The following is a 17,342-nucleotide window of genomic DNA, read 5'->3' on the forward strand; positions in this document are numbered from 1 at the left end:
GAAGGAACATCATGCCAACACAGGCCGACCCGGCTTCGGGAACGCACGCCGTGATCCTGGACGAGCGGGTGAAGAAACAGAAACCGTTGCAGCGCTTGCTGATTCGCCCAGAGATGGGTGCCCTGTTCGGTGCGATCGCCATCTTCGTCTTCTTCTGCATCGTCGCGCCGCCGTTTCGGTCTCCCGAAGCACTGGCCACCGTGCTGTACGCGTCGTCGACGATCGGAATCATGGCGATCGGTGTCGCGCTGCTGATGATCGGCGGCGAGTTCGACCTGTCCACCGGGGTCGCGGTCACGTTCTCCTCGATCATGGCGTCGATGCTCGCCTACAACCTGCATCTCAACGTGTGGACCGGAGCTGTGCTGGCGCTGGGCCTGGCATCGGCGGTCGGCTTCGTCAACGGGTATCTGGTGACGAAGACGAGAATTCCGTCGTTCCTGATCACGCTGGCATCGTTCCTGATGCTCACCGGCATCAATCTGGCCGTCACCAAACTCGTCACCGGACAGGTTGCGACCCCGTCGATCTCGGACATGCAGGGCTTCGACTCGGCGAAGGCCGTGTTCTCTTCGTCGTTCTCGCTGTTCGGGGTCTCCATCCGTATCACCGTCGTGTGGTGGGTCGTGTTCACACTCGTGGCCACGTGGGTGCTCATGAGAACTCGCATCGGTAACTGGATCTTCGCCGTCGGCGGCGATCAGGAATCGGCCAGGGCCGTCGGTGTTCCGGTGACCAAGGTCAAGATCGGCCTGTTCGTGTTCGTAGGGTTCTGCGCGTGGTTCGTCGGGATGCACCTGCTGTTCGCGTTCGACACCGTGCAGTCCGGCCAAGGCGTCGGCAACGAATTCCTCTACATCATCGCGGCAGTCATCGGAGGGTGTCTGCTCACGGGTGGGTACGGCACCGCCGTCGGAGCCTTCATCGGTGCGTTCATCTTCGGAATGACCAACCAGGGCATCGTGTATGCCGGATGGAATCCCGACTGGTTCAAGTTCTTTCTCGGCGCGATGCTCCTCTTCGCCGTGATCGCCAACAACTCCTTCCGTAACTACGCGGCGAAAAGGTGAGCATGACTACCTCCTCGGACCAGCCCGTCCAGTCGCCGTCGGCGCCGCTCATCGAGCTGAAGAACGTCGGCAAGAACTACGGCAACATCGTTGCGCTGCACGGAATCGACCTACGCGTCGGTGCCGGTGAGGTCACCGGAGTTCTCGGTGACAACGGCGCAGGCAAGTCCACGTTGATCAAGATCATGGCGGGCCTGCACAAGCAGTCCGAGGGGGAGCTGTTCGTCGACGGCACACCGAGGACGTTCGACTCGCCGAGGGATGCTCTCGACCTGGGTATCGCGACGGTCTACCAGGATCTTGCCGTGGTCGCGCTGATGCCGGTGTGGCGCAACTTCTTTCTCGGCCAGGAGCTCACGAAGGGCAGATTCTTCAAGACTCTGGACACGAACGCCATGCGCGCGACGACCATCGAAGAGCTGCGCAAGATGGGCATCGATCTGCCCGACGTCGATGCCCCCATCGGGGCGCTGTCCGGCGGTCAGCGGCAATGCGTGGCAATTGCGCGCGCGATCTTCTTCGGAGCCCGTGTGTTGATTCTCGACGAGCCGACCGCGGCGCTGGGAGTCAAACAATCCGGGATGGTGCTGCGCTACATCTCCGCCGCCAAAGAGCAGGGACTGGGCGTCGTGTTCATCACCCACAATCCTCACCACGCATACCTGGTGGGCGATCATTTCGTCCTGCTCGACCGCGGCCGCCAGAAATTGGACTGCACCTACGACGACATCTCGCTCGACGAGCTCACGACCGAAATGGCCGGGGGCCAGGAGCTCGCAACCCTCACCCACGAACTCGGTCGCTGACGACCCGCGATGGGTGAGACAGGGGCGCGGCGGGTAGAAGAGCAGTAGTGGTGCCCGAGCGCGGCACCGGACGAAGGAGTCGACCATGAGCAAGCACGAGCCCCTCGGGCCACTGTCGCCGGACTTCCTCGAATCGGATTTCTACGGGTATCAGGGCTTGCTCGACGAGGCCGAAGTCGACGTGGTGCTGCGTACCCGCCGGTTCCTCCAGGAGCAGGTTGCGCCGCGAGCCAACGAGTTCTGGGAGAAGGCCGTGTCACCGGTACACCTGATGCCGGCCATCGCCGAACTCGAAATCGCGGGTCTGGGATACACCTTTGACGACCGCAAGGCCTCCCGCAAACTACTCACCGGCTGGCTCGAGATGGAATTCGCGCGGGTCGATCCGTCCACCGGAACGATGTTCAGCGTGCACAGTTCGCTGGCGATGAGCAGTATCTCGATTCTGGGGTCCGAGGAACAGCGCGAGCGGTGGTTGCCCGCCATGCGCCGAATGGAGACGATCGGCGCGTTCGGACTCTCCGAACCGCACGGCGGATCGGACGTCGCCGGCGGGTTGGAGACCACGGCTCGCCTCGATGGAGACCATTGGATTCTCAACGGAAGCAAGCGATGGATCGGTAATGCGACCTTCGCGGACCTGACGATCGTCTTCGCCAAGGACGAGGCGGACGGCGAGGTCAAGGGCTTCGTGGTCGAGAAGGAATTCGAGGGGTTCCGGGCCGAGAAGATCGAGGGGAAGTACTCGCTTCGCGCAGTGGAGAACGCCGACGTTCATCTCGAGAACTGCCGCGTCCCGGTCGCCAACAAGCTGGCCGAGGCCAACTCGTTCGCCGACACCGCCAAGGTGCTTCGGCTGACCCGCGGAGGAGTGGCGTTCCAAGCCGTCGGCGTCATGATGGGCGCTTACGAGCGAGCCGTCGCCTACGCGCGCGAACGGGAGCAGTTCGGGTCTCCGATCGCCTCGTTCCAGCTCATTGCCGATCTCATCGCGCGGATGACGGCGAACATCACCGCGTCTCTGGGGATGGCCGTTCGCGTCGCACAACTGCAGGGCAACGGAGTTCATCACGACGAGCATGCGGCGCTCGCGAAGACGTTCTGCACGACGCGTCTGCGCGAGGTGGTCGGATGGGCCCGAGAGATCATGGGCGGCAACGGAATTCTCATCGAGCACGAAGTCATCAGGTTCTTCTCCGATGCCGAGGCGTTGTACTCGTACGAGGGCACCGCTCAGATCAACAACCTCATCGTCGGCCGCGGCGTGACGGGTTACAGCGCGTTCGTGTGACGGACAGACGAAAGCGCCCCTTCGCGTCTGCGAAGGGGCGCTTTCGTCGTAGCCGTGGAGATCAGCGAGCGAACAGCAGTGCGCGCTTGACTTCCTGGATGGCCTTGGTCACCTGGATGCCACGAGGGCATGCGTCGGTGCAGTTGAACGTGGTGCGGCAGCGCCACACACCCTCGACGTCGTTGAGGATGTCCAGACGCTCGGTGGCACCCTCGTCACGGCTGTCGAAGATGAACCGGTGCGCGTTGACGATGGCCGCCGGACCGAAGTAGCTTCCGTCGCTCCAGAACACCGGGCACGAGGTGGTGCAGCACGCACACAGGATGCACTTGGTGGTGTCGTCGAAACGGGCGCGGTCCGCAGCCGACTGAATGCGCTCGCGGGTCGGCTCGTTGCCCGTCGTCATGAGGAACGGCTTCACGGCGCGGAACGCGTCGAAGAAGGGCTCCATGTTGACGATGAGATCCTTCTCCACCGGCAAGCCACGGATGGGCTCGATGGTGATGTTGAGGGTCTTCGACGAATCCTTCGGCAGCATGTCGCGCATCAGCACCTTGCAGGCGAGACGGTTGACGCCGTTGATGCGCATCGCGTCACTGCCACAGACGCCGTGGGCGCACGAGCGACGAAACGTCAGAGTTCCGTCGAGGTAGCCCTTGACGTAGTGCAGCAGGTTGAGCAGACGGTCGGTGGGCAGCGTGGGGACCTGGAAGGTGTCCCAGTACTGGCCGTCGCCGCTCTCGGGGTTGAAACGAGCGATCTTGAGCGTGACCATGACCGCGCCGTCGGGCACGGGAGGCAGATCGTTCTGTTCGGACTTCTTGTCCAGTGTGGGTGCGCTCATGTCAGTACTTCCGCTCCATCGGCTCGTAGCGGGTCTGGATTACCGGCTTGTAGTCCAGGCGGATCTCGGTGAGCAAACCTTCGCCCTCCTTGTAGGCCATGGTGTGCTTCATGTACTCGGCGTCGTTGCGATCGGGGAAGTCCTCGCGAGCGTGTCCGCCGCGTGATTCCTTGCGATTGAGCGCTCCGACGACGGTCACCTCGGCCATCTCGAGCAGGAAGCCGAGTTCGATGGCCTCGAGCAGGTCGCTGTTGTAGCGCTTGCCCTTGTCCGCGACGGTGATGTGGTTGTAGCGCTCCTTGAGGGCGCGCACATCCTTCAGCGCCGTCTCGAGGCGTTCCTGCGTGCGGAAGACCGACGCGTTGTTGTCCATCGACTGCTGCATCTCGGAACGGATGTCGGCCACCCGCTCGTGACCGTGGTCGGACAGGATCAGCTCGAGCCAGTCCTGCACCATCTTCGCCGGCTCCTCGGGGAGCGGGGTGAAGTCCACCGAGTTGGCGTACTCGGCCGCGGCGATGCCCGCACGACGACCGAAGACGTTGATGTCGAGCAGCGAGTTGGTTCCCAGACGGTTCGCGCCGTGCACCGACACACAGGCGCACTCACCTGCCGCGTACAGGCCGGGGACGATGTCCTCGTTGTTGCGCAGCACCTCACCGCGAATCTTGGTGGGGATACCGCCCATGACGTAGTGACAGGTCGGGTAGACCGGCACCGGCTCCTTGACGGGGTCGACACCGAGGTAGGTGCGCGAGAACTCCATGATGTCGGGGAGCTTCTCGTCGAGAACTTCCTCGGGAATGTGGGTGACGTCGATGTAGACGTAATCCTTGTTGGGACCACCGCCGCGTCCCTCGAGAACCTCGAGCACCATCGACCGCGCCACGATGTCGCGCGGAGCGAGGTCCTTGATGGTCGGGGCGTACCGCTCCATGAAGCGTTCACCCGACTCGTTGCGCAGAATGCCGCCTTCGCCGCGGACGGCCTCGGAGATGAGGATGCCCAGGCCTGCGAGTCCGGTCGGATGGAACTGGTGGAACTCCATGTCCTCCAAGGGAAGTCCCTTGCGGAACACGATGCTCATGCCGTCGCCGGTCAGAGTGTGCGCGTTGGAGGTCGTCTTGTAGATACGTCCCGAGCCGCCGGTCGCGAAGATGATCGACTTGGCGTGGAAGATGTGCAGTTCGCCGGTGGCGAGTTCGTAGGCGATGATGCCGGTGGCAACCGGCCCGTCGTCCGTCTCGGTCAGGCAGAGATCGAGCGCGTAGAACTCGTTGTAGAACTCGACGTCGTGCTTGACGCAGTTCTGGTAGAGCGTCTGCAGAATCATGTGACCGGTGCGGTCGGCTGCGTAGCACGCGCGACGAACGGGTGCCTTGCCGTGGTCACGGGTGTGGCCGCCGAAGCGTCGCTGGTCGATCTTTCCTTCGGGCGTCCGGTTGAACGGAAGACCCATCTTCTCGAGGTCGAGGACGGCGTCGATGGCCTCCTTGGCCATGATCTCCACCGCGTCCTGGTCGGCGAGGTAGTCGCCGCCCTTGACGGTGTCGAACGTGTGCCACTCCCAGTTGTCTTCCTCCACGTTGGCCAGGGCGGCACACATGCCGCCCTGAGCTGCTCCGGTGTGGGAGCGGGTGGGGTAGAGCTTGGTCAATACGGCTGTCCGAGCACGGGGTCCGGCTTCGATCGCAGCACGCATTCCGGCACCGCCTGCGCCGACGATCAGTACGTCGTAACGATGTTCCTGCATGTAAGCGTCAGTGTCCTTAGCTCGCCGAGATGTTGGGATCGAAGGTGAAGATGACGTAGGTGCCGACGCCCATGATGAGGATCATCGACAGCACCAGCAAGGTCGTCAGCCAGAATCGCGTCGAGTCCTTGCGGGAGTAGTCGGCGATGATGGTGCGCAGACCGTTGCCGCCGTGCAGCTGTGCCAGCCACAGCATCGTCAGATCCCAGAACTGCCAGAACGGGCTGGCCCAACGGCCGGCGACGAAGGCGAAGTTGATGCGGTGTACGCCGTCGTCGAGCATCAGCATGATGAACATGTGGCCCAGGACCAGCACGACGAGTGCCAGGCCGGAGAACCGCATGAACAGCCACGCGTAGAGCTCGAAGTTGCCCTTGCTCTGACGCCGCGGCGAACGCGGGTTGGCCAGGCTGGCCGGACGGTCGTAGTTCGTGCCGAGGACCTTCGCCTCGGGACCCTGCGTCGACATCAGTGACCACCCGCCGTGAACATGTTGTAGAAGATTCGTCCCGCGCCCGGGATCATGACGACGAGCCAGACGACTGCGATGACCCAGAGCATCAGCTTCTGGTACTGCGGTCCCTTGGCCCAGAAGTCGATCAGCATGACTCGGATGCCGTTCAACGCGTGGTACAGCACTGCCGCGACGAGGCCGAGTTCCATGAGTCCGACGAGCGGGGTCTTGTAGGTTTCGATGATGGCGTCGTACGTCTCGGGATTGACCCGAACCATCGCCGTGTCGAGAACGTGGACGAACAAGAAGAAGAACGTCAACACGCCTGTGATGCGGTGCAGAACCCAGGACCACATTCCCGGGTCCCCGCGGTACAGAGACCGCTTGCGCTCCTTGACCGGAGCGGCTTCCGTCGTGCTACTCATCGAGTGCAATGCCTCCAACGTCGTTGGTGGACGCGTCGAGCCCGGTGGCCGGGCTTAACCTGGCTCGATTTGTCGCGATTCGGCCCTAGTGCTGGTTGTACTAGCCGCTTGATAGAAACTGTAAACCCATTCGAAACACGGAACTAATTCGACTCGAGGTTCGTATGGTGCCGAAATCCCGTGTTAGGTTTGCCTTCCCAATTCAATCGGGCGGTTTCGGGTAGATTTCTGCATCAATTCAGACAGCGTGATTGGATGGGTGACCATGAACGAAATCGACTGGAATGCGTTGCGCGACAATGCCCATGGGGCCATGAGGCACGCATACGCCCCGTACTCCAATTTTCCGGTGGGCGCGGCAGCTCTGGTGGACGACAATCGCATTGTCACCGGGTGCAATGTGGAAAATGTCTCATACGGTTTGGGCCTGTGCGCCGAGTGCGGGTTGGTGTCGAACCTGCACTCGACCGGCGGGGGCAGGCTCGTTGCCTTTTCCTGTTGCGATTCCCGACGCGAGATCCTCATGCCGTGCGGGCGGTGCAGGCAGTTGCTGTACGAGTTCGGCGGCGCGGATCTGCTCGTCGATACCGCCACCGGGCCGCGTCGACTGGCAGAGTTGCTCCCGGACGCATTCGGCCCCGACAACCTCGACGAAGGACGCGTGAACAACCATGCCTGACGCCGTATCGATCATCAGCGCCAAACGCGACGGACGCGTTCTCGACGACGAGCAGATCGAGTGGGTGATCGCCGAGTTCACCCGCGGAAGCGTCGCGCCGGAACAGATGTCGGCGTTGGCGATGGCAATTCTGCTGCGCGGATTGTCGCGCCGGGAGTTGAGCACATGGACGAACGCCATGATCGCGTCGGGCACGCGAATGGACTTCTCCGCGTTGCCGCTCCCTACCGTGGACAAGCACTCGACCGGTGGCGTCGGAGACAAGATCACGCTGCCGCTCGCACCCTTGGTCGCTGCGTGCGGAGCGGCGGTGCCGCAACTGTCGGGCCGCGGGCTGGGGCATACCGGGGGCACCTTGGACAAGCTCGAGTCCATCCCCGGATGGCGAGCTGATCTCAGCGGCGACGAGATGCACCGGATTCTTGCCGACCCCGCCGTGGGCGCGGTGGTCTGCGCGGCAGGCGCAGACCTGGCTCCGGCCGACAAGAAGCTCTACGCCCTGCGCGACGTCACCGGAACCGTCGAGTCGATTCCGTTGATCGCCAGTTCGATCATGAGCAAGAAGATCGCCGAGGGCACGGGCGCGTTGGTGCTCGACGTGAAGGTCGGGGCGGGCGCGTTCATGAAGAACGTCGACGATGCACGCGAACTGGCAACGGCGATGGTCGAACTCGGAACGGATGCGGGCGTACGGACCCTGGCGGTGCTGACGGCGATGGACACACCGCTCGGCCTCACCGCGGGCAACGCGCTCGAAGTGCAGGAGTCGGTGGAGGTTCTGGCCGGCGGCGGGCCGGCGGACATCGTGGAACTCACGATCACCCTGGCACGCACCATGCTCGCCGCGGCCGGGATCGAGGGCATCGATCCGGCAGACAAGCTTGCCGACGGGTCCGCCATGGACCGGTGGCGCACGATGATCGCGGCGCAGGGCGGCGACCCCGACGCCGCGCTGCCGGTCGCCCGTGAGAGCCAGGAATTCACTGCGACGCAGGACGGCGTCGTTACCGGCTTGGATGCGATGGGCGTCGGCCTCGCGGCGTGGCGGCTCGGCGCGGGCCGGGAGCGGCAGGGCGAGCCGGTACAGAGCGCAGCCGGCGTGCGTCTGCACGCCAAGCCGGGCGATCGGGTGCGGGCCGGGGATCGGCTCGCGACCCTGTACACCGACACCCCGGAGAAGTTCGACTACGCGCAGCAGGCCCTCGAGGGCAGTTGGGAGATCGGCACCACCGCCGCGCAGCCGACCCCCCTCGTCATCGACCGTATCGGGCAGTAGCACCGGCGATCAGATCAGGTTGCCCGCCTCGGTCAGCACGCTGCGCAGAATCTGTTCCATCTCGTCGAACTCCTTCTGCCCGCAGATCAGTGGCGGAGCCAGCTGTACCACCGGGTCGCCGCGATCGTCGGCCCGGCAGTACAGCCCGGCGTCGAACAAGGCGGTGGACAGGAACCCGCGGAGGATGCGTTCTGCTTCGGCGTCGCTGAACGTTTCCTTCGTGGCCTTGTCCTTCACCAACTCGATGCCGTAGAAGTACCCCTCGCCCCGCACATCGCCGACGATGGGCAGATCGTGCAGTTTTTCGAGCGTCGCGCGGAACGCGGGTGCGTTGTCCGCAACGTGGGCGTTGAGCCCCTCGCGTTCGAAGATGTCGAGATTGGCCATCGCGACGGCTGCGGAGACGGGGTGCCCGCCGAAGGTGTAGCCGTGGGCGAAGCTCGACGTGCCGTCGTCGAACGGCTCGAAGAGCTTGTCGGAGGCGATCATCGCGCCGATGGGGGAGTAGCCCGAGGTCATTCCCTTGGCGCAGGTGATGATGTCGGGCACGTAGCCGAAGTCGTTGCAGGCGAACATCGATCCGATGCGCCCGAACGCGCAGATGACCTCGTCCGAGACCAACAGGACGTCGTAGCGATCGCAGATCTCGCGGACCCGCTCGAAGTATCCGGGTGGAGGAGGGAAGCAGCCACCCGCATTCTGGACCGGTTCGAGGAACACGGCTGCCACCGAGTCGGGGCCCTCGAATTCGATGGCCTCGGCGATGCGGTCGGCCGCCCAGATTCCGAACGCCTTGGGATCGGTGTCCATGGGGGCCGCAGCCCGATAGATATTGGTGTTCGGCACCCGAAATGCGCCCGGGGTCAACGGTTCGAACGGTTCCTTGAGTGCCGGGATACCGGTGATGGCCAGAGCGCCCTGCGGGGTGCCGTGGTACGCGATGGCACGCGAGATCACCTTGTGCTTACCTGGTTTGCCGACCTTCTTGAAATACTGCTTGGCCAGCTTCCACGCGCTCTCGACTGCTTCGCCACCGCCGGTGGTGAAGAAAACTCGATTGAGGTCCCCAGGGGCGTATCCGGCGAGCCGTTCGGCGAGTTCGATGGCAGGCTCGGTGGCATACGACCACAGTGGGAAGAACGCCAATTCCTTGGCCTGCTTGGCCGCGGCCTCGGCCAGTTCTTCGCGGCCGTGCCCCACCTGAACCACGAACAGGCCCGACAGACCGTCGATGTAGCTCTTGCCGTTCGAGTCCCAGATGGTCGAACCCTCGCCGCGGGTGATGATCGGGGGAGTGACCCCGCCGCCGTGACGGGTGAAGTGGCCCCACAGATGCTTTGCCGCGGAGGCGTCGAGCTCGGATGTGGTTCGCGTCATCGTGTTCCCCAATTGTATTGCTGCTTGACGAGTTTCAGATAGACCAGGGTTTCGGTACTGGTGACCGAGTCGAGGCTGCGGATCTGCTTGTTGAGAATCCGTAGTAGTTGTTCGTCGTCCTCGCACACCACTTCGACAACGATGTCGAAGGAGCCTGCCGTGAGGACCACGTAGTCGATCGCGTCGATCGCCGAGAGTTGCTCGGCCAGTGCATGACTGTCTCCGGTGCACTTGATGCCGATCATGGCCTGCCGCTTGAATCCGACCTGTACCGGATCGGTGACGGCGACGATCTGCATGACACCGGAGTCCGTCAAGCGTTGAACACGTTGCCGCACGGCAGCTTCCGACAACCCGACGGCTTTGCCGATCGCGGCGTAGGAGCGTCGCCCGTCCTCCTGAAGTTGTTCGATGATCGCCTTGGAGACGTCGTCGAGTGCGATGGGTGACTGATCCGGCATCGGTCGATCTTGTCACCGACACCGCCGCCGACACAAGCGATAGGCGATGAAATTCGCAATAAATACCTGTTTCGACGACAGAATCGGTTGTTGCGGGATCGGAAATCGGGCGAATCCGTGGATCGGTCGGTATCGTGCAGTCATGGCGAACATTCCTGGTTGTTGGATCGACGGACGCGCAGTGGACGGCAGCGGCGACCGCTGCGGCGTCGAGAACCCGGCGACCGGAACCGTGGTGTCCGAGTTCGGTCTCGCCACGGCAGCGGACGTCGAAGCGGCTCTCGTTCGAGCGCGCTCGGCGCTACCGCAGTGGGCCACCGCAACTCCGGCCCAGCGCGGCGCGGTGCTTGCCGAGTTGGCGCGATCGGTGGCGGCCGACGCCGAATTCGCCACCGAAGAGGTGGCCCAGACCGGCAAAAGCGTGCGTCTGGCAACGGAGTTCGACGTTCCGGGCAGCGTCGACAACATCGAGTTCTTCGCCGGAGCTGCCCGACATCTGGACGGCAAGGCAGCGGCCGAGTACTCGGGCGAACACACCTCGGCCATCCGACGGGACCCGGTCGGCGTGGTCGGATCGATCACGCCGTGGAACTATCCGCTGCAGATGGCCGTCTGGAAGGCGATCCCGGCGTTGGCGGCCGGGTGTTCCATCGTGCTCAAGCCCAGTGAACTCACGCCTCTGACCACGCTGCGTCTGGCGCGTCTCGCCTCGGAGGCCGGCCTGCCCGACGGGGTGTTCAACGTGGTCACCGGAACCGGAGCGGAGGCCGGAGTCGCGTTGTCCTCGCATGCGGGCCTGGACCTGATGACTTTCACCGGTTCCACTCCCGTCGGGAGGCAGGTGATGTCGCAGGCAGCCGTGCACGGCACCCGGGTGCAGCTCGAACTCGGCGGCAAGGCCCCCTTCGTGGTGTTCGACGATGCCGACCTCGAGGCTGCGATTCACGGTGCCGTCGCCGGTTCGTTGATCAACGGCGGACAAGACTGCACGGCAGCAACCCGCGCCATCGTCGCGGACTCGCTGTACGACGATTTCGTCGCCGGAGTTGCCGAGGTGATGGAACGCGTCGTCATGGGAGATCCGACGGATCCGGCGACCGACATGGGATCGCTGATCTCGATCGCGCATCGGGATCGGGTTGCGGCCATGGTGGATCGGGCTCGCGATACCGGAGCGAGGATCGTCACCGGAGGCCGTGTCCCGGACGGTAGGGGTGCTTTCTACCCGCCGACGTTGATCGCCGATGTGGGTGAGCAGGACGAGATCTACCGCGACGAGGTGTTCGGACCGGTGCTCACGGTGTCGCGGCACTACGGCGACGACGATGCGATTCGGCGGGCCAACGACACCGCGTTCGGACTGGCGGCCTCGGCGTGGACCCGCGACGTGTACCGCGCGGGCCGAGCGTCGCGGGAGATTGCGGCCGGTTGTGTGTGGATCAACGACCACATCCCGATCATCAGCGAGATGCCGCACGGCGGATTCGGAGCCTCGGGGTTCGGCAAGGACATGTCGAGCTACTCGCTCGACGAGTACCTCACCGTCAAACACGTGATGACCGACATCACCGGTGTGGCCCGAAAGTCCTGGCATCGCACCGTTTTCGCTAGCGCAGGACCCGAGGATCAGGAGCTACGACGATGAGCGCATCCTGGGCTACCGAACCCACCGATCGCGGCGTGGCGATGGTTCTCGGAGCAGCGCCGCAGCCCTTCTGGCTCGACCGACCGGAACGACCGACGCCCAGGCCGCGGCACTCCGGTTCGACGTCTGCGGATCTGGTGATCGTCGGCGGCGGGTTCACCGGATTGTGGGCGGCTCTGCACGCGGCAGAGGAGAACCCGCACCGATCGATTGTCTTGCTCGAAGGCGACCGCATTGCCGAGGGTGCCACCGGACGCAACGGCGGCTTCTGCGCGGCCAGCCTGACGCACGGACTGGGCAACGGACTCGACCGGTATGCCGACGAACTACCCGAGTTGCTGCGAATGGGAACCGAGACGCTCGACGCGATCTGCGCGACTGCGAAGAAGTACGGAATCGACGCCGACATCGAACGCACGGGCGAGCTCGACATCGCCAATTTCGACTGGCAGGTCGACGACCTCCGTGAGCTCGGCGACGAGGGGAGACGACTGTCGCAACCGATGGAATACTTCGACGCCGCTGCAGTGAGAGCCAGAATCACCTCACCGATGGCGCGCGGTGCCCTGTTCGACCCCGACGTCGCGATGATCGATCCTGCCAAATTGGCCTGGGGCCTGGCCGACGCGGTGGAGTCGCTTGGCGTACGCATCCACGAGAACACTCGGGCCTTGTCGATCGACAAGTCCGGCAACGGTATTCGGGTGAAGACGGGCTACGGCACCATCGAGGCCGCCAAAGTTCTGCTGGCCACCTCGGCATCGAAATCGTTGCGCCGCAAGCTCCGTCACTGGATAGTCCCGGTGTGGGACTACGTGATCATGACCGAACCGCTGACGTCTGCGCAGCTCGCCGCAATCGGCTGGTCCGGCCGCGAAGGATTGGCCGACTCCGGCAATCGATTCCACTACTTCCGGTTGACGGCGGACGATCGCATCCTGTTCGGTGGGTGGGACGCGCACTACTTCTACGGTAGCGACACCGACCCACGCCGAACCCAACATCCAGACGAGTTCGCGTTGCTCGCCGAACATCTGCTGCAGATGTTCCCAGCCCTCGAGGGAATCCGTGCGACCCACGCGTGGGGCGGATCGATCGACACGTGCTCGCGGTTCAGCGCCTTCTGGGATCTGGGTATGAACGGGCGAGTGGCGTCGGTGGCCGGGTTCACCGGCCTCGGCGTCGGCGCGTCGCACTTCGGGGCCCGAACGGCACTGGATCTGCTCGACGGACGCGATACCGAACGAACGCGCCTGAAGATGGTGCGTACCAAGCCGTTGCCGTTTCCACCCGAGCCCCTCAAGTCGATCGGGATCAACATCACTCGTGCGCAATTCGCTCGTGCAGACCGCAACGAGGGGCGGCGGGGATTGTGGCTGAAGGGAATGGACGCGTTGGGTCTGGGCTTCGACAGTTAGAGCGGCTGCGCCGCACGTGAGTGGAAACTCGGGCTCCGCTACGCATTTCCACTCACATGCGGCGAAGCCGCTCTACTCGTGCGGAACGACGACCACCGGCACCGGGGCAGCACGCAGAATCTTGGCGGCACTCGAGCCCAGGAACACTCGCTTGGGGGTCGCCAGCCGACTCGAGCCGAGCAACAACACATCGCCCGGCTTCCATTCGAGGTTGCCCACGGCCTCGTCCAGTGTCGACCCGTCGGCCACCACGGATTCGAGGCCCTCGATGCCGGGGAGAGTGCGGGCCGCGAGTTCCAGATTCTCCTGTGCGGCAGCGACTTGCCGTCGACGCGTGTCCAGTGAAGTCTCGTCGCGCGGGGTTCCGGTCGATTCCAGAGAGACCAGCGAGACCAATCGAAGAGGCACGTGCGCAGCGCTGGCGAGAGTGAAAGCGAACGGCAACGGGTTCGGGGCGGATGACCGGGTTGGGACGGCGACGGTGAGATCGGTGATCGGTGCGCTGGAGAGCCGGTAACCCCGAGGGGCAAGTGCCAACGGAACTTCCGAGGCGTGCAGAAGCTGACCGGCGACCGAGCCGATCGAATGTCGGTTCAGCAGGCCGTCACTGGCACCGCCGACAACGATCATGTCGGCATCGGAGTTCACGGCGAAGTCGATCAGGGCGCGGGCGAACGACTCGTGGCTGAGCACGTGCGTGGTCACCTCGATACCCGACGGGACCTGGGCGGCCGCGTCGTCCACCCAGCCCTTCGCCTTGGCCTCGAGGATCTTTCGATACGGTCCGCTGCCTTCCATGACAGGTTCGTCGACGGCCATGACCAGCACGATGTCGATGGACGCGTCGAGGGCGCGGGCGAGGGCGGTGGCCAGGGCTACGCCGTCGTCGCCGCTGGGGGTGGCGAGGTAGCCGACGGTGATCTTCATGAGTTTCGGTCCTTCTCTTCTAGTAAGTGTCCGGAACCTTGACTTCGGTGGACGCGGTGAGTGTCTTGCCCTGGAAGAAATCCTTGTTACCCACGAAGCAGAGCAGCATCAGTGGGATTCCGAGTACCAGCATGCCGACACCGAGGACGAACACTCCGCCGATCGGACCGTAGACGGTGTAACCGTAGTCGGGCTTGATCATGTCGACTGCGCTCTGTACGAACGCCCACGTCATGGACAGCCCGCCGAGAAGTGGAAAGATGCCGCGCATGAACAGGTTTCGGGCGGACGAGAACAGTGTCCGACGGAAGTACCAGGTGCACGCGTAGGCGGTGATGCCGTAGTAGAACGCGACCGCGAGCCCGAGCGATGCCACCGAATCCTGCAGCGCGTTGGCGCTGACGAAGGTGAGCACAAGGTAGAACATCAGGGCTGCGGCACCCATGACGAGCGTGCCGAAGCCGGGCGTCATGTACTTGGGGTGCACACTGGCGAACCGCTTGGGGATTGCCTCGTACACAGCCATCGACAGTGTTCCGCGGGCCGTGGGCAGGATGGTCGTCTGTGTAGAGGACAGCGCCGAGATGGACACCGTCAACAGCAGCAGCGACGCGACGATCGAGCCGGCGACCGGATCGCCGAGAATGGTGAGCACATCGTCGACGTTGTCCGGGTTGTTCAGACCGATACCCGTGTCTCCGAACCCGGCGAACGACTGCACGGCGTATCCGACGAGCACGTAGGTCGCGACGAGAATCAGCGTGGTGATCACTGCGGCTCGTCCCGGCGTCTTCTCCGAGTCCTTCGTTTCCTCGCCGACGGCAAGGCAGGCATCCCATCCCCAGTAGATGAAGATGCACAGGATGATGGCCTGGGCCGCGTCGGACATCGTCACCCCGGTGGGCACCAACCAGCTCCATTGCGGCGTGATGGCCTGCGGACCGGCCGTACCCGTCCCCACCTTGACCAGTGCCGTCACCGACACTCCGATGAGTACGCCGAACTGGACGACCAGCAACACGTTCTGCATGCGTTCGCTGATGAGGATGCCGCGAAAACTCACGTAGGTCATCGCGACGATGAAGAACGAACCGAGGGCGACCTTGGCCGCGGTGGACTCCGCCAAGTCCGACAGGCCGAGGAACTCGAACAGGTAGATGGCTGCGATCTCGGCAACATTGGCCAGCACGATGATCGCCGAGACGGCCAGCCCCCACCCGGCCATCCAACCGACCCAGGGCCCGAAGGCCTTGGTGCCCCAGGTGAACGACGTACCGCAGTCCGGTGTGTCGCGCCCGAGCTCGCGGTAGGCGAAGGCGGTGAGCAGCATCGGAACGAAGGCGATGAGAAACATCGACGGTGCTTTGTCGCCGACGGCCAGAACGACGTAGCCGAGGGTGGCGGCGAGACTGTAGGCCGGGGCCACCGCCGACAGTCCGATGACGATGTTGCCGACCAACCCGAGCGCGCCGGTGTTGAGTCCCTTGCCCGGAATGGTGTTGGGCGGTTCCGCAATCGACATAGGTCTCTCCGAGGTTCGAGTCGACCGAGGCGTCGGAAGGGGACCCGACAGAATCGGTCGCGTGTGATGGATGAACACTACGATTTCCGTCGCCGATTCGCTGTGTATCGACGGAATAGTTTTCATCGGAGTAACAATGCAACGAAATAGGTCGCGGAAGTGGCGGACGTCGGGGGAATCCGCGGACTCGCCGAGTGGCGATGACAGGCGCGCGTCCGCGCACGACGCGCGCTACCGTCGACACATGAGCACCGCGGAGAACACTCAGTCCCCGATCGGTGGCAGTGCGCCACTCGATCTCGCGTCCATCAGGTCGGCTCCGAAGGCGTTGCTCCACGATCATCTCGACGGCGGACTCCGACCGCAGACCGTGCTCGAACTGGCCGACGAATGCGGATACGACGGGTTACCCGCGACCGACGGTGCCGCTCTGGGGGAGTGGTTCCGCGACGCAGCGGACAGTGGATCGCTCGAGCGCTACCTCGAGACCTTCGCGCACACCGTGGCCGTCATGCAAACCCCCGAGGGGTTGTTCAGGGTGGCGCGCGAATGCGCCGAGGATCTGGCCGACGACGGCGTCGTGTACGCCGAGGTGCGCTTCGCGCCGGAACAGCACCTCGAACGCGGGCTGACCCTCGACGAGGTCGTCACCCACACCCTCGCCGGTTTCGAGGCGGGCATCTCCGCAGCCAAGGTGCGGGGCAAGAACATCACCATAGGCACCCTGCTGACGGCCATGCGGCACGCCGCACGTTCACGAGAGATCGCGGAACTGACGGTGCGTTTCCGTGACCGCGGAGTGGTGGGCTTCGACATCGCCGGGGCCGAGGCGGGCTTCCCTCCCAGCCGCCATCTCGATGCCTTCGAATACATGCGAGCCAGCAACGCGCACTTCACCATTCACGCGGGCGAGGCCTTCGGTCTGCCGTCCATCCAGGAAGCGGTGGCGTTCTGCGGAACCGACCGGCTCGGACACGGCGTGCGCATCACCGACGACATCACCACGAACTCCGACGGCGCGCCGTCACTCGGTCTGTTGGCCGCGTACGTCCGCGACACCAGGATGCCCCTGGAGTTGTGCCCCAGTTCCAACGTGCAGACCGGTGCCGTCGAATCGTTGGCGACGCACCCCTTCGATCTGCTCGCACGACTGCGGTTTCGCGTCACCGTGAACACCGACAACCGATTGATGAGCGACACCTCGATGAGCCGAGAGATGGTCAAACTGGTGGATACGTTCGGCTACGGGTGGAGTGACCTCGAGCGATTCACCATCAATGCGATGAAGTCCGCATTCCTGCCGTTCGACGAGCGATTGGCGTTGATCGACGACGTCATCAAGCCCGGCTACGCGGTGCTGATCGGCTGAGGAGCGAGCGCGCGGCCGGGCGAGA

16 protein-coding genes are annotated in these 17,342 nt (G+C 64.0%); 8 read left to right on the forward strand and 8 right to left on the reverse strand.

Going from position 1 to position 17,342, the window contains the following annotated elements:
• Positions 1-11 precede the first annotated feature (11 nt).
• The 3 genes from CH285_RS23475 (at position 12) to CH285_RS23485 (ending at position 3,167) form a co-directional block, all read left to right on the forward strand.
• Complete coding sequence (locus CH285_RS23475; protein WP_032366677.1) at positions 12-1,070, forward strand: ABC transporter permease; 1,059 nt, start codon at positions 12-14, stop codon at positions 1,068-1,070.
• Between the two features lie 2 nt (positions 1,071-1,072).
• The gene (locus tag CH285_RS23480) at positions 1,073-1,876 is read left to right on the forward strand and encodes an ATP-binding cassette domain-containing protein (protein ID WP_032371015.1); all 804 of its coding nucleotides are present in this window, start codon (positions 1,073-1,075) and stop codon (positions 1,874-1,876) included.
• 85 nt (positions 1,877-1,961) lie between these two features.
• The gene (locus tag CH285_RS23485) at positions 1,962-3,167 is read left to right on the forward strand and encodes an acyl-CoA dehydrogenase family protein (protein ID WP_094642955.1); all 1,206 of its coding nucleotides are present in this window, start codon (positions 1,962-1,964) and stop codon (positions 3,165-3,167) included.
• A gap of 61 nt (positions 3,168-3,228) precedes the next feature.
• Here the strand turns inward: CH285_RS23485 and CH285_RS23490 are convergent, their stop codons facing one another.
• From CH285_RS23490 to sdhC, 4 genes are read right to left on the reverse strand one after another with little or no spacing between them, the layout of a single operon-like run.
• Positions 3,229-4,011, reverse strand: coding sequence for a succinate dehydrogenase iron-sulfur subunit (locus CH285_RS23490; RefSeq protein ID WP_027496417.1), 783 nt, complete (start codon positions 4,009-4,011; stop codon positions 3,229-3,231).
• A 1-nt stretch (position 4,012) separates the two neighbouring features.
• A complete protein-coding gene (gene sdhA, locus CH285_RS23495) occupies positions 4,013-5,764 on the reverse strand; it encodes a succinate dehydrogenase flavoprotein subunit (protein WP_027496418.1) in 1,752 nt (583 codons plus the stop codon).
• A 16-nt stretch (positions 5,765-5,780) separates the two neighbouring features.
• Entirely contained in the window at positions 5,781-6,233 is a 453-nt protein-coding gene (locus CH285_RS23500) for a succinate dehydrogenase hydrophobic membrane anchor subunit (RefSeq protein WP_027496419.1), read from the reverse strand.
• Positions 6,233-6,574: a succinate dehydrogenase, cytochrome b556 subunit gene (gene sdhC, locus CH285_RS23505; protein ID WP_027496420.1), complete on the reverse strand. Its 342-nt coding sequence runs from the start codon at positions 6,572-6,574 to the stop codon at positions 6,233-6,235. Before sdhC ends, CH285_RS23500 begins: the two co-directional genes overlap by 1 nt.
• Positions 6,575-6,908: 334 nt before the next feature.
• Between sdhC and CH285_RS23510 the strand changes: the two genes are divergently transcribed.
• Together CH285_RS23510 and CH285_RS23515 are read left to right on the forward strand one after the other, a co-directional pair.
• Positions 6,909-7,322, forward strand: coding sequence for a cytidine deaminase (locus tag CH285_RS23510; protein WP_027496421.1), 414 nt, complete (start codon positions 6,909-6,911; stop codon positions 7,320-7,322).
• On the forward strand, positions 7,315-8,598 hold the full coding sequence (locus tag CH285_RS23515; protein ID WP_032408072.1) for a thymidine phosphorylase: 1,284 nt from the start codon (positions 7,315-7,317) through the stop codon (positions 8,596-8,598). Before CH285_RS23510 ends, CH285_RS23515 begins: the two co-directional genes overlap by 8 nt.
• A 9-nt stretch (positions 8,599-8,607) precedes the next feature.
• On the opposite strand, the gene CH285_RS23520 is transcribed toward CH285_RS23515, so the two are convergent.
• Both CH285_RS23520 and CH285_RS23525 read right to left on the reverse strand, forming a co-directional pair.
• The gene (locus tag CH285_RS23520) at positions 8,608-9,975 is read right to left on the reverse strand and encodes an aspartate aminotransferase family protein (protein ID WP_027496423.1); all 1,368 of its coding nucleotides are present in this window, start codon (positions 9,973-9,975) and stop codon (positions 8,608-8,610) included.
• A complete protein-coding gene (locus tag CH285_RS23525; RefSeq protein ID WP_032366674.1) occupies positions 9,972-10,436 on the reverse strand; it encodes an Lrp/AsnC family transcriptional regulator in 465 nt (154 codons plus the stop codon). Before CH285_RS23525 ends, CH285_RS23520 begins: the two co-directional genes overlap by 4 nt.
• 142 nt (positions 10,437-10,578) lie before the next feature.
• On the opposite strand from CH285_RS23525, the gene CH285_RS23530 reads away from it, so the two are divergent.
• Together CH285_RS23530 and CH285_RS23535 are read left to right on the forward strand one after the other, a co-directional pair.
• A complete protein-coding gene (locus CH285_RS23530) occupies positions 10,579-12,081 on the forward strand; it encodes a gamma-aminobutyraldehyde dehydrogenase (RefSeq protein WP_032366673.1) in 1,503 nt (500 codons plus the stop codon).
• Entirely contained in the window at positions 12,078-13,499 is a 1,422-nt protein-coding gene (locus tag CH285_RS23535) for an NAD(P)/FAD-dependent oxidoreductase (RefSeq protein WP_094642956.1), read from the forward strand. The genes CH285_RS23530 and CH285_RS23535 overlap by 4 nt, the downstream gene beginning before the upstream one ends.
• Before the next feature lie 72 nt (positions 13,500-13,571).
• Here CH285_RS23535 and CH285_RS23540 read toward each other — a convergent pair whose 3' ends face one another.
• Both CH285_RS23540 and CH285_RS23545 read right to left on the reverse strand, forming a co-directional pair.
• Complete coding sequence (locus tag CH285_RS23540) at positions 13,572-14,426, reverse strand: universal stress protein (protein ID WP_032387041.1); 855 nt, start codon at positions 14,424-14,426, stop codon at positions 13,572-13,574.
• A 19-nt stretch (positions 14,427-14,445) separates the two neighbouring features.
• Entirely contained in the window at positions 14,446-15,948 is a 1,503-nt protein-coding gene (locus tag CH285_RS23545) for an APC family permease (RefSeq protein WP_032371009.1), read from the reverse strand.
• Positions 15,949-16,192: 244 nt separating this feature from the next.
• Between CH285_RS23545 and CH285_RS23550 the strand changes: the two genes are divergently transcribed.
• Entirely contained in the window at positions 16,193-17,317 is a 1,125-nt protein-coding gene (locus tag CH285_RS23550) for an adenosine deaminase (RefSeq protein ID WP_094642957.1), read from the forward strand.
• The last annotated feature ends 25 nt before the right edge of the window (positions 17,318-17,342 follow it).

The organism is Rhodococcus sp. 05-2256-B1 (assembly GCF_002258465.1).
In the GTDB taxonomy this organism is placed as follows: Bacteria; Actinomycetota; Actinomycetes; order Mycobacteriales; family Mycobacteriaceae; genus Rhodococcoides; species Rhodococcoides fascians.

Excerpts from the sequence above, each read along its gene's own strand:
- CH285_RS23475 (WP_032366677.1), top strand. The coding sequence starts at position 12 with ATGCCAACACAGGCCGACCCGGCTTCGGGAACGCACGCCGTGATCCTG.
- CH285_RS23480 (WP_032371015.1), top strand. The coding sequence starts at position 1,073 with ATGACTACCTCCTCGGACCAGCCCGTCCAGTCGCCGTCGGCGCCGCTC.
- CH285_RS23485 (WP_094642955.1), top strand. The coding sequence starts at position 1,962 with ATGAGCAAGCACGAGCCCCTCGGGCCACTGTCGCCGGACTTCCTCGAA.
- CH285_RS23490 (WP_027496417.1), bottom strand. The coding sequence starts at position 4,011 with ATGAGCGCACCCACACTGGACAAGAAGTCCGAACAGAACGATCTGCCT.
- sdhA (WP_027496418.1), bottom strand. The coding sequence starts at position 5,764 with ATGCAGGAACATCGTTACGACGTACTGATCGTCGGCGCAGGCGGTGCC.
- CH285_RS23500 (WP_027496419.1), bottom strand. The coding sequence starts at position 6,233 with ATGTCGACGCAGGGTCCCGAGGCGAAGGTCCTCGGCACGAACTACGAC.
- sdhC (WP_027496420.1), bottom strand. The coding sequence starts at position 6,574 with ATGTGGTCCTGGGTTCTGCACCGCATCACAGGCGTGTTGACGTTCTTC.
- CH285_RS23510 (WP_027496421.1), top strand. The coding sequence starts at position 6,909 with ATGAACGAAATCGACTGGAATGCGTTGCGCGACAATGCCCATGGGGCC.
- CH285_RS23515 (WP_032408072.1), top strand. The coding sequence starts at position 7,315 with ATGCCTGACGCCGTATCGATCATCAGCGCCAAACGCGACGGACGCGTT.
- CH285_RS23520 (WP_027496423.1), bottom strand. The coding sequence starts at position 9,975 with ATGACGCGAACCACATCCGAGCTCGACGCCTCCGCGGCAAAGCATCTG.
- CH285_RS23525 (WP_032366674.1), bottom strand. The coding sequence starts at position 10,436 with ATGCCGGATCAGTCACCCATCGCACTCGACGACGTCTCCAAGGCGATC.
- CH285_RS23530 (WP_032366673.1), top strand. The coding sequence starts at position 10,579 with ATGGCGAACATTCCTGGTTGTTGGATCGACGGACGCGCAGTGGACGGC.
- CH285_RS23535 (WP_094642956.1), top strand. The coding sequence starts at position 12,078 with ATGAGCGCATCCTGGGCTACCGAACCCACCGATCGCGGCGTGGCGATG.
- CH285_RS23540 (WP_032387041.1), bottom strand. The coding sequence starts at position 14,426 with ATGAAGATCACCGTCGGCTACCTCGCCACCCCCAGCGGCGACGACGGC.
- CH285_RS23545 (WP_032371009.1), bottom strand. The coding sequence starts at position 15,948 with ATGTCGATTGCGGAACCGCCCAACACCATTCCGGGCAAGGGACTCAAC.
- CH285_RS23550 (WP_094642957.1), top strand. The coding sequence starts at position 16,193 with ATGAGCACCGCGGAGAACACTCAGTCCCCGATCGGTGGCAGTGCGCCA.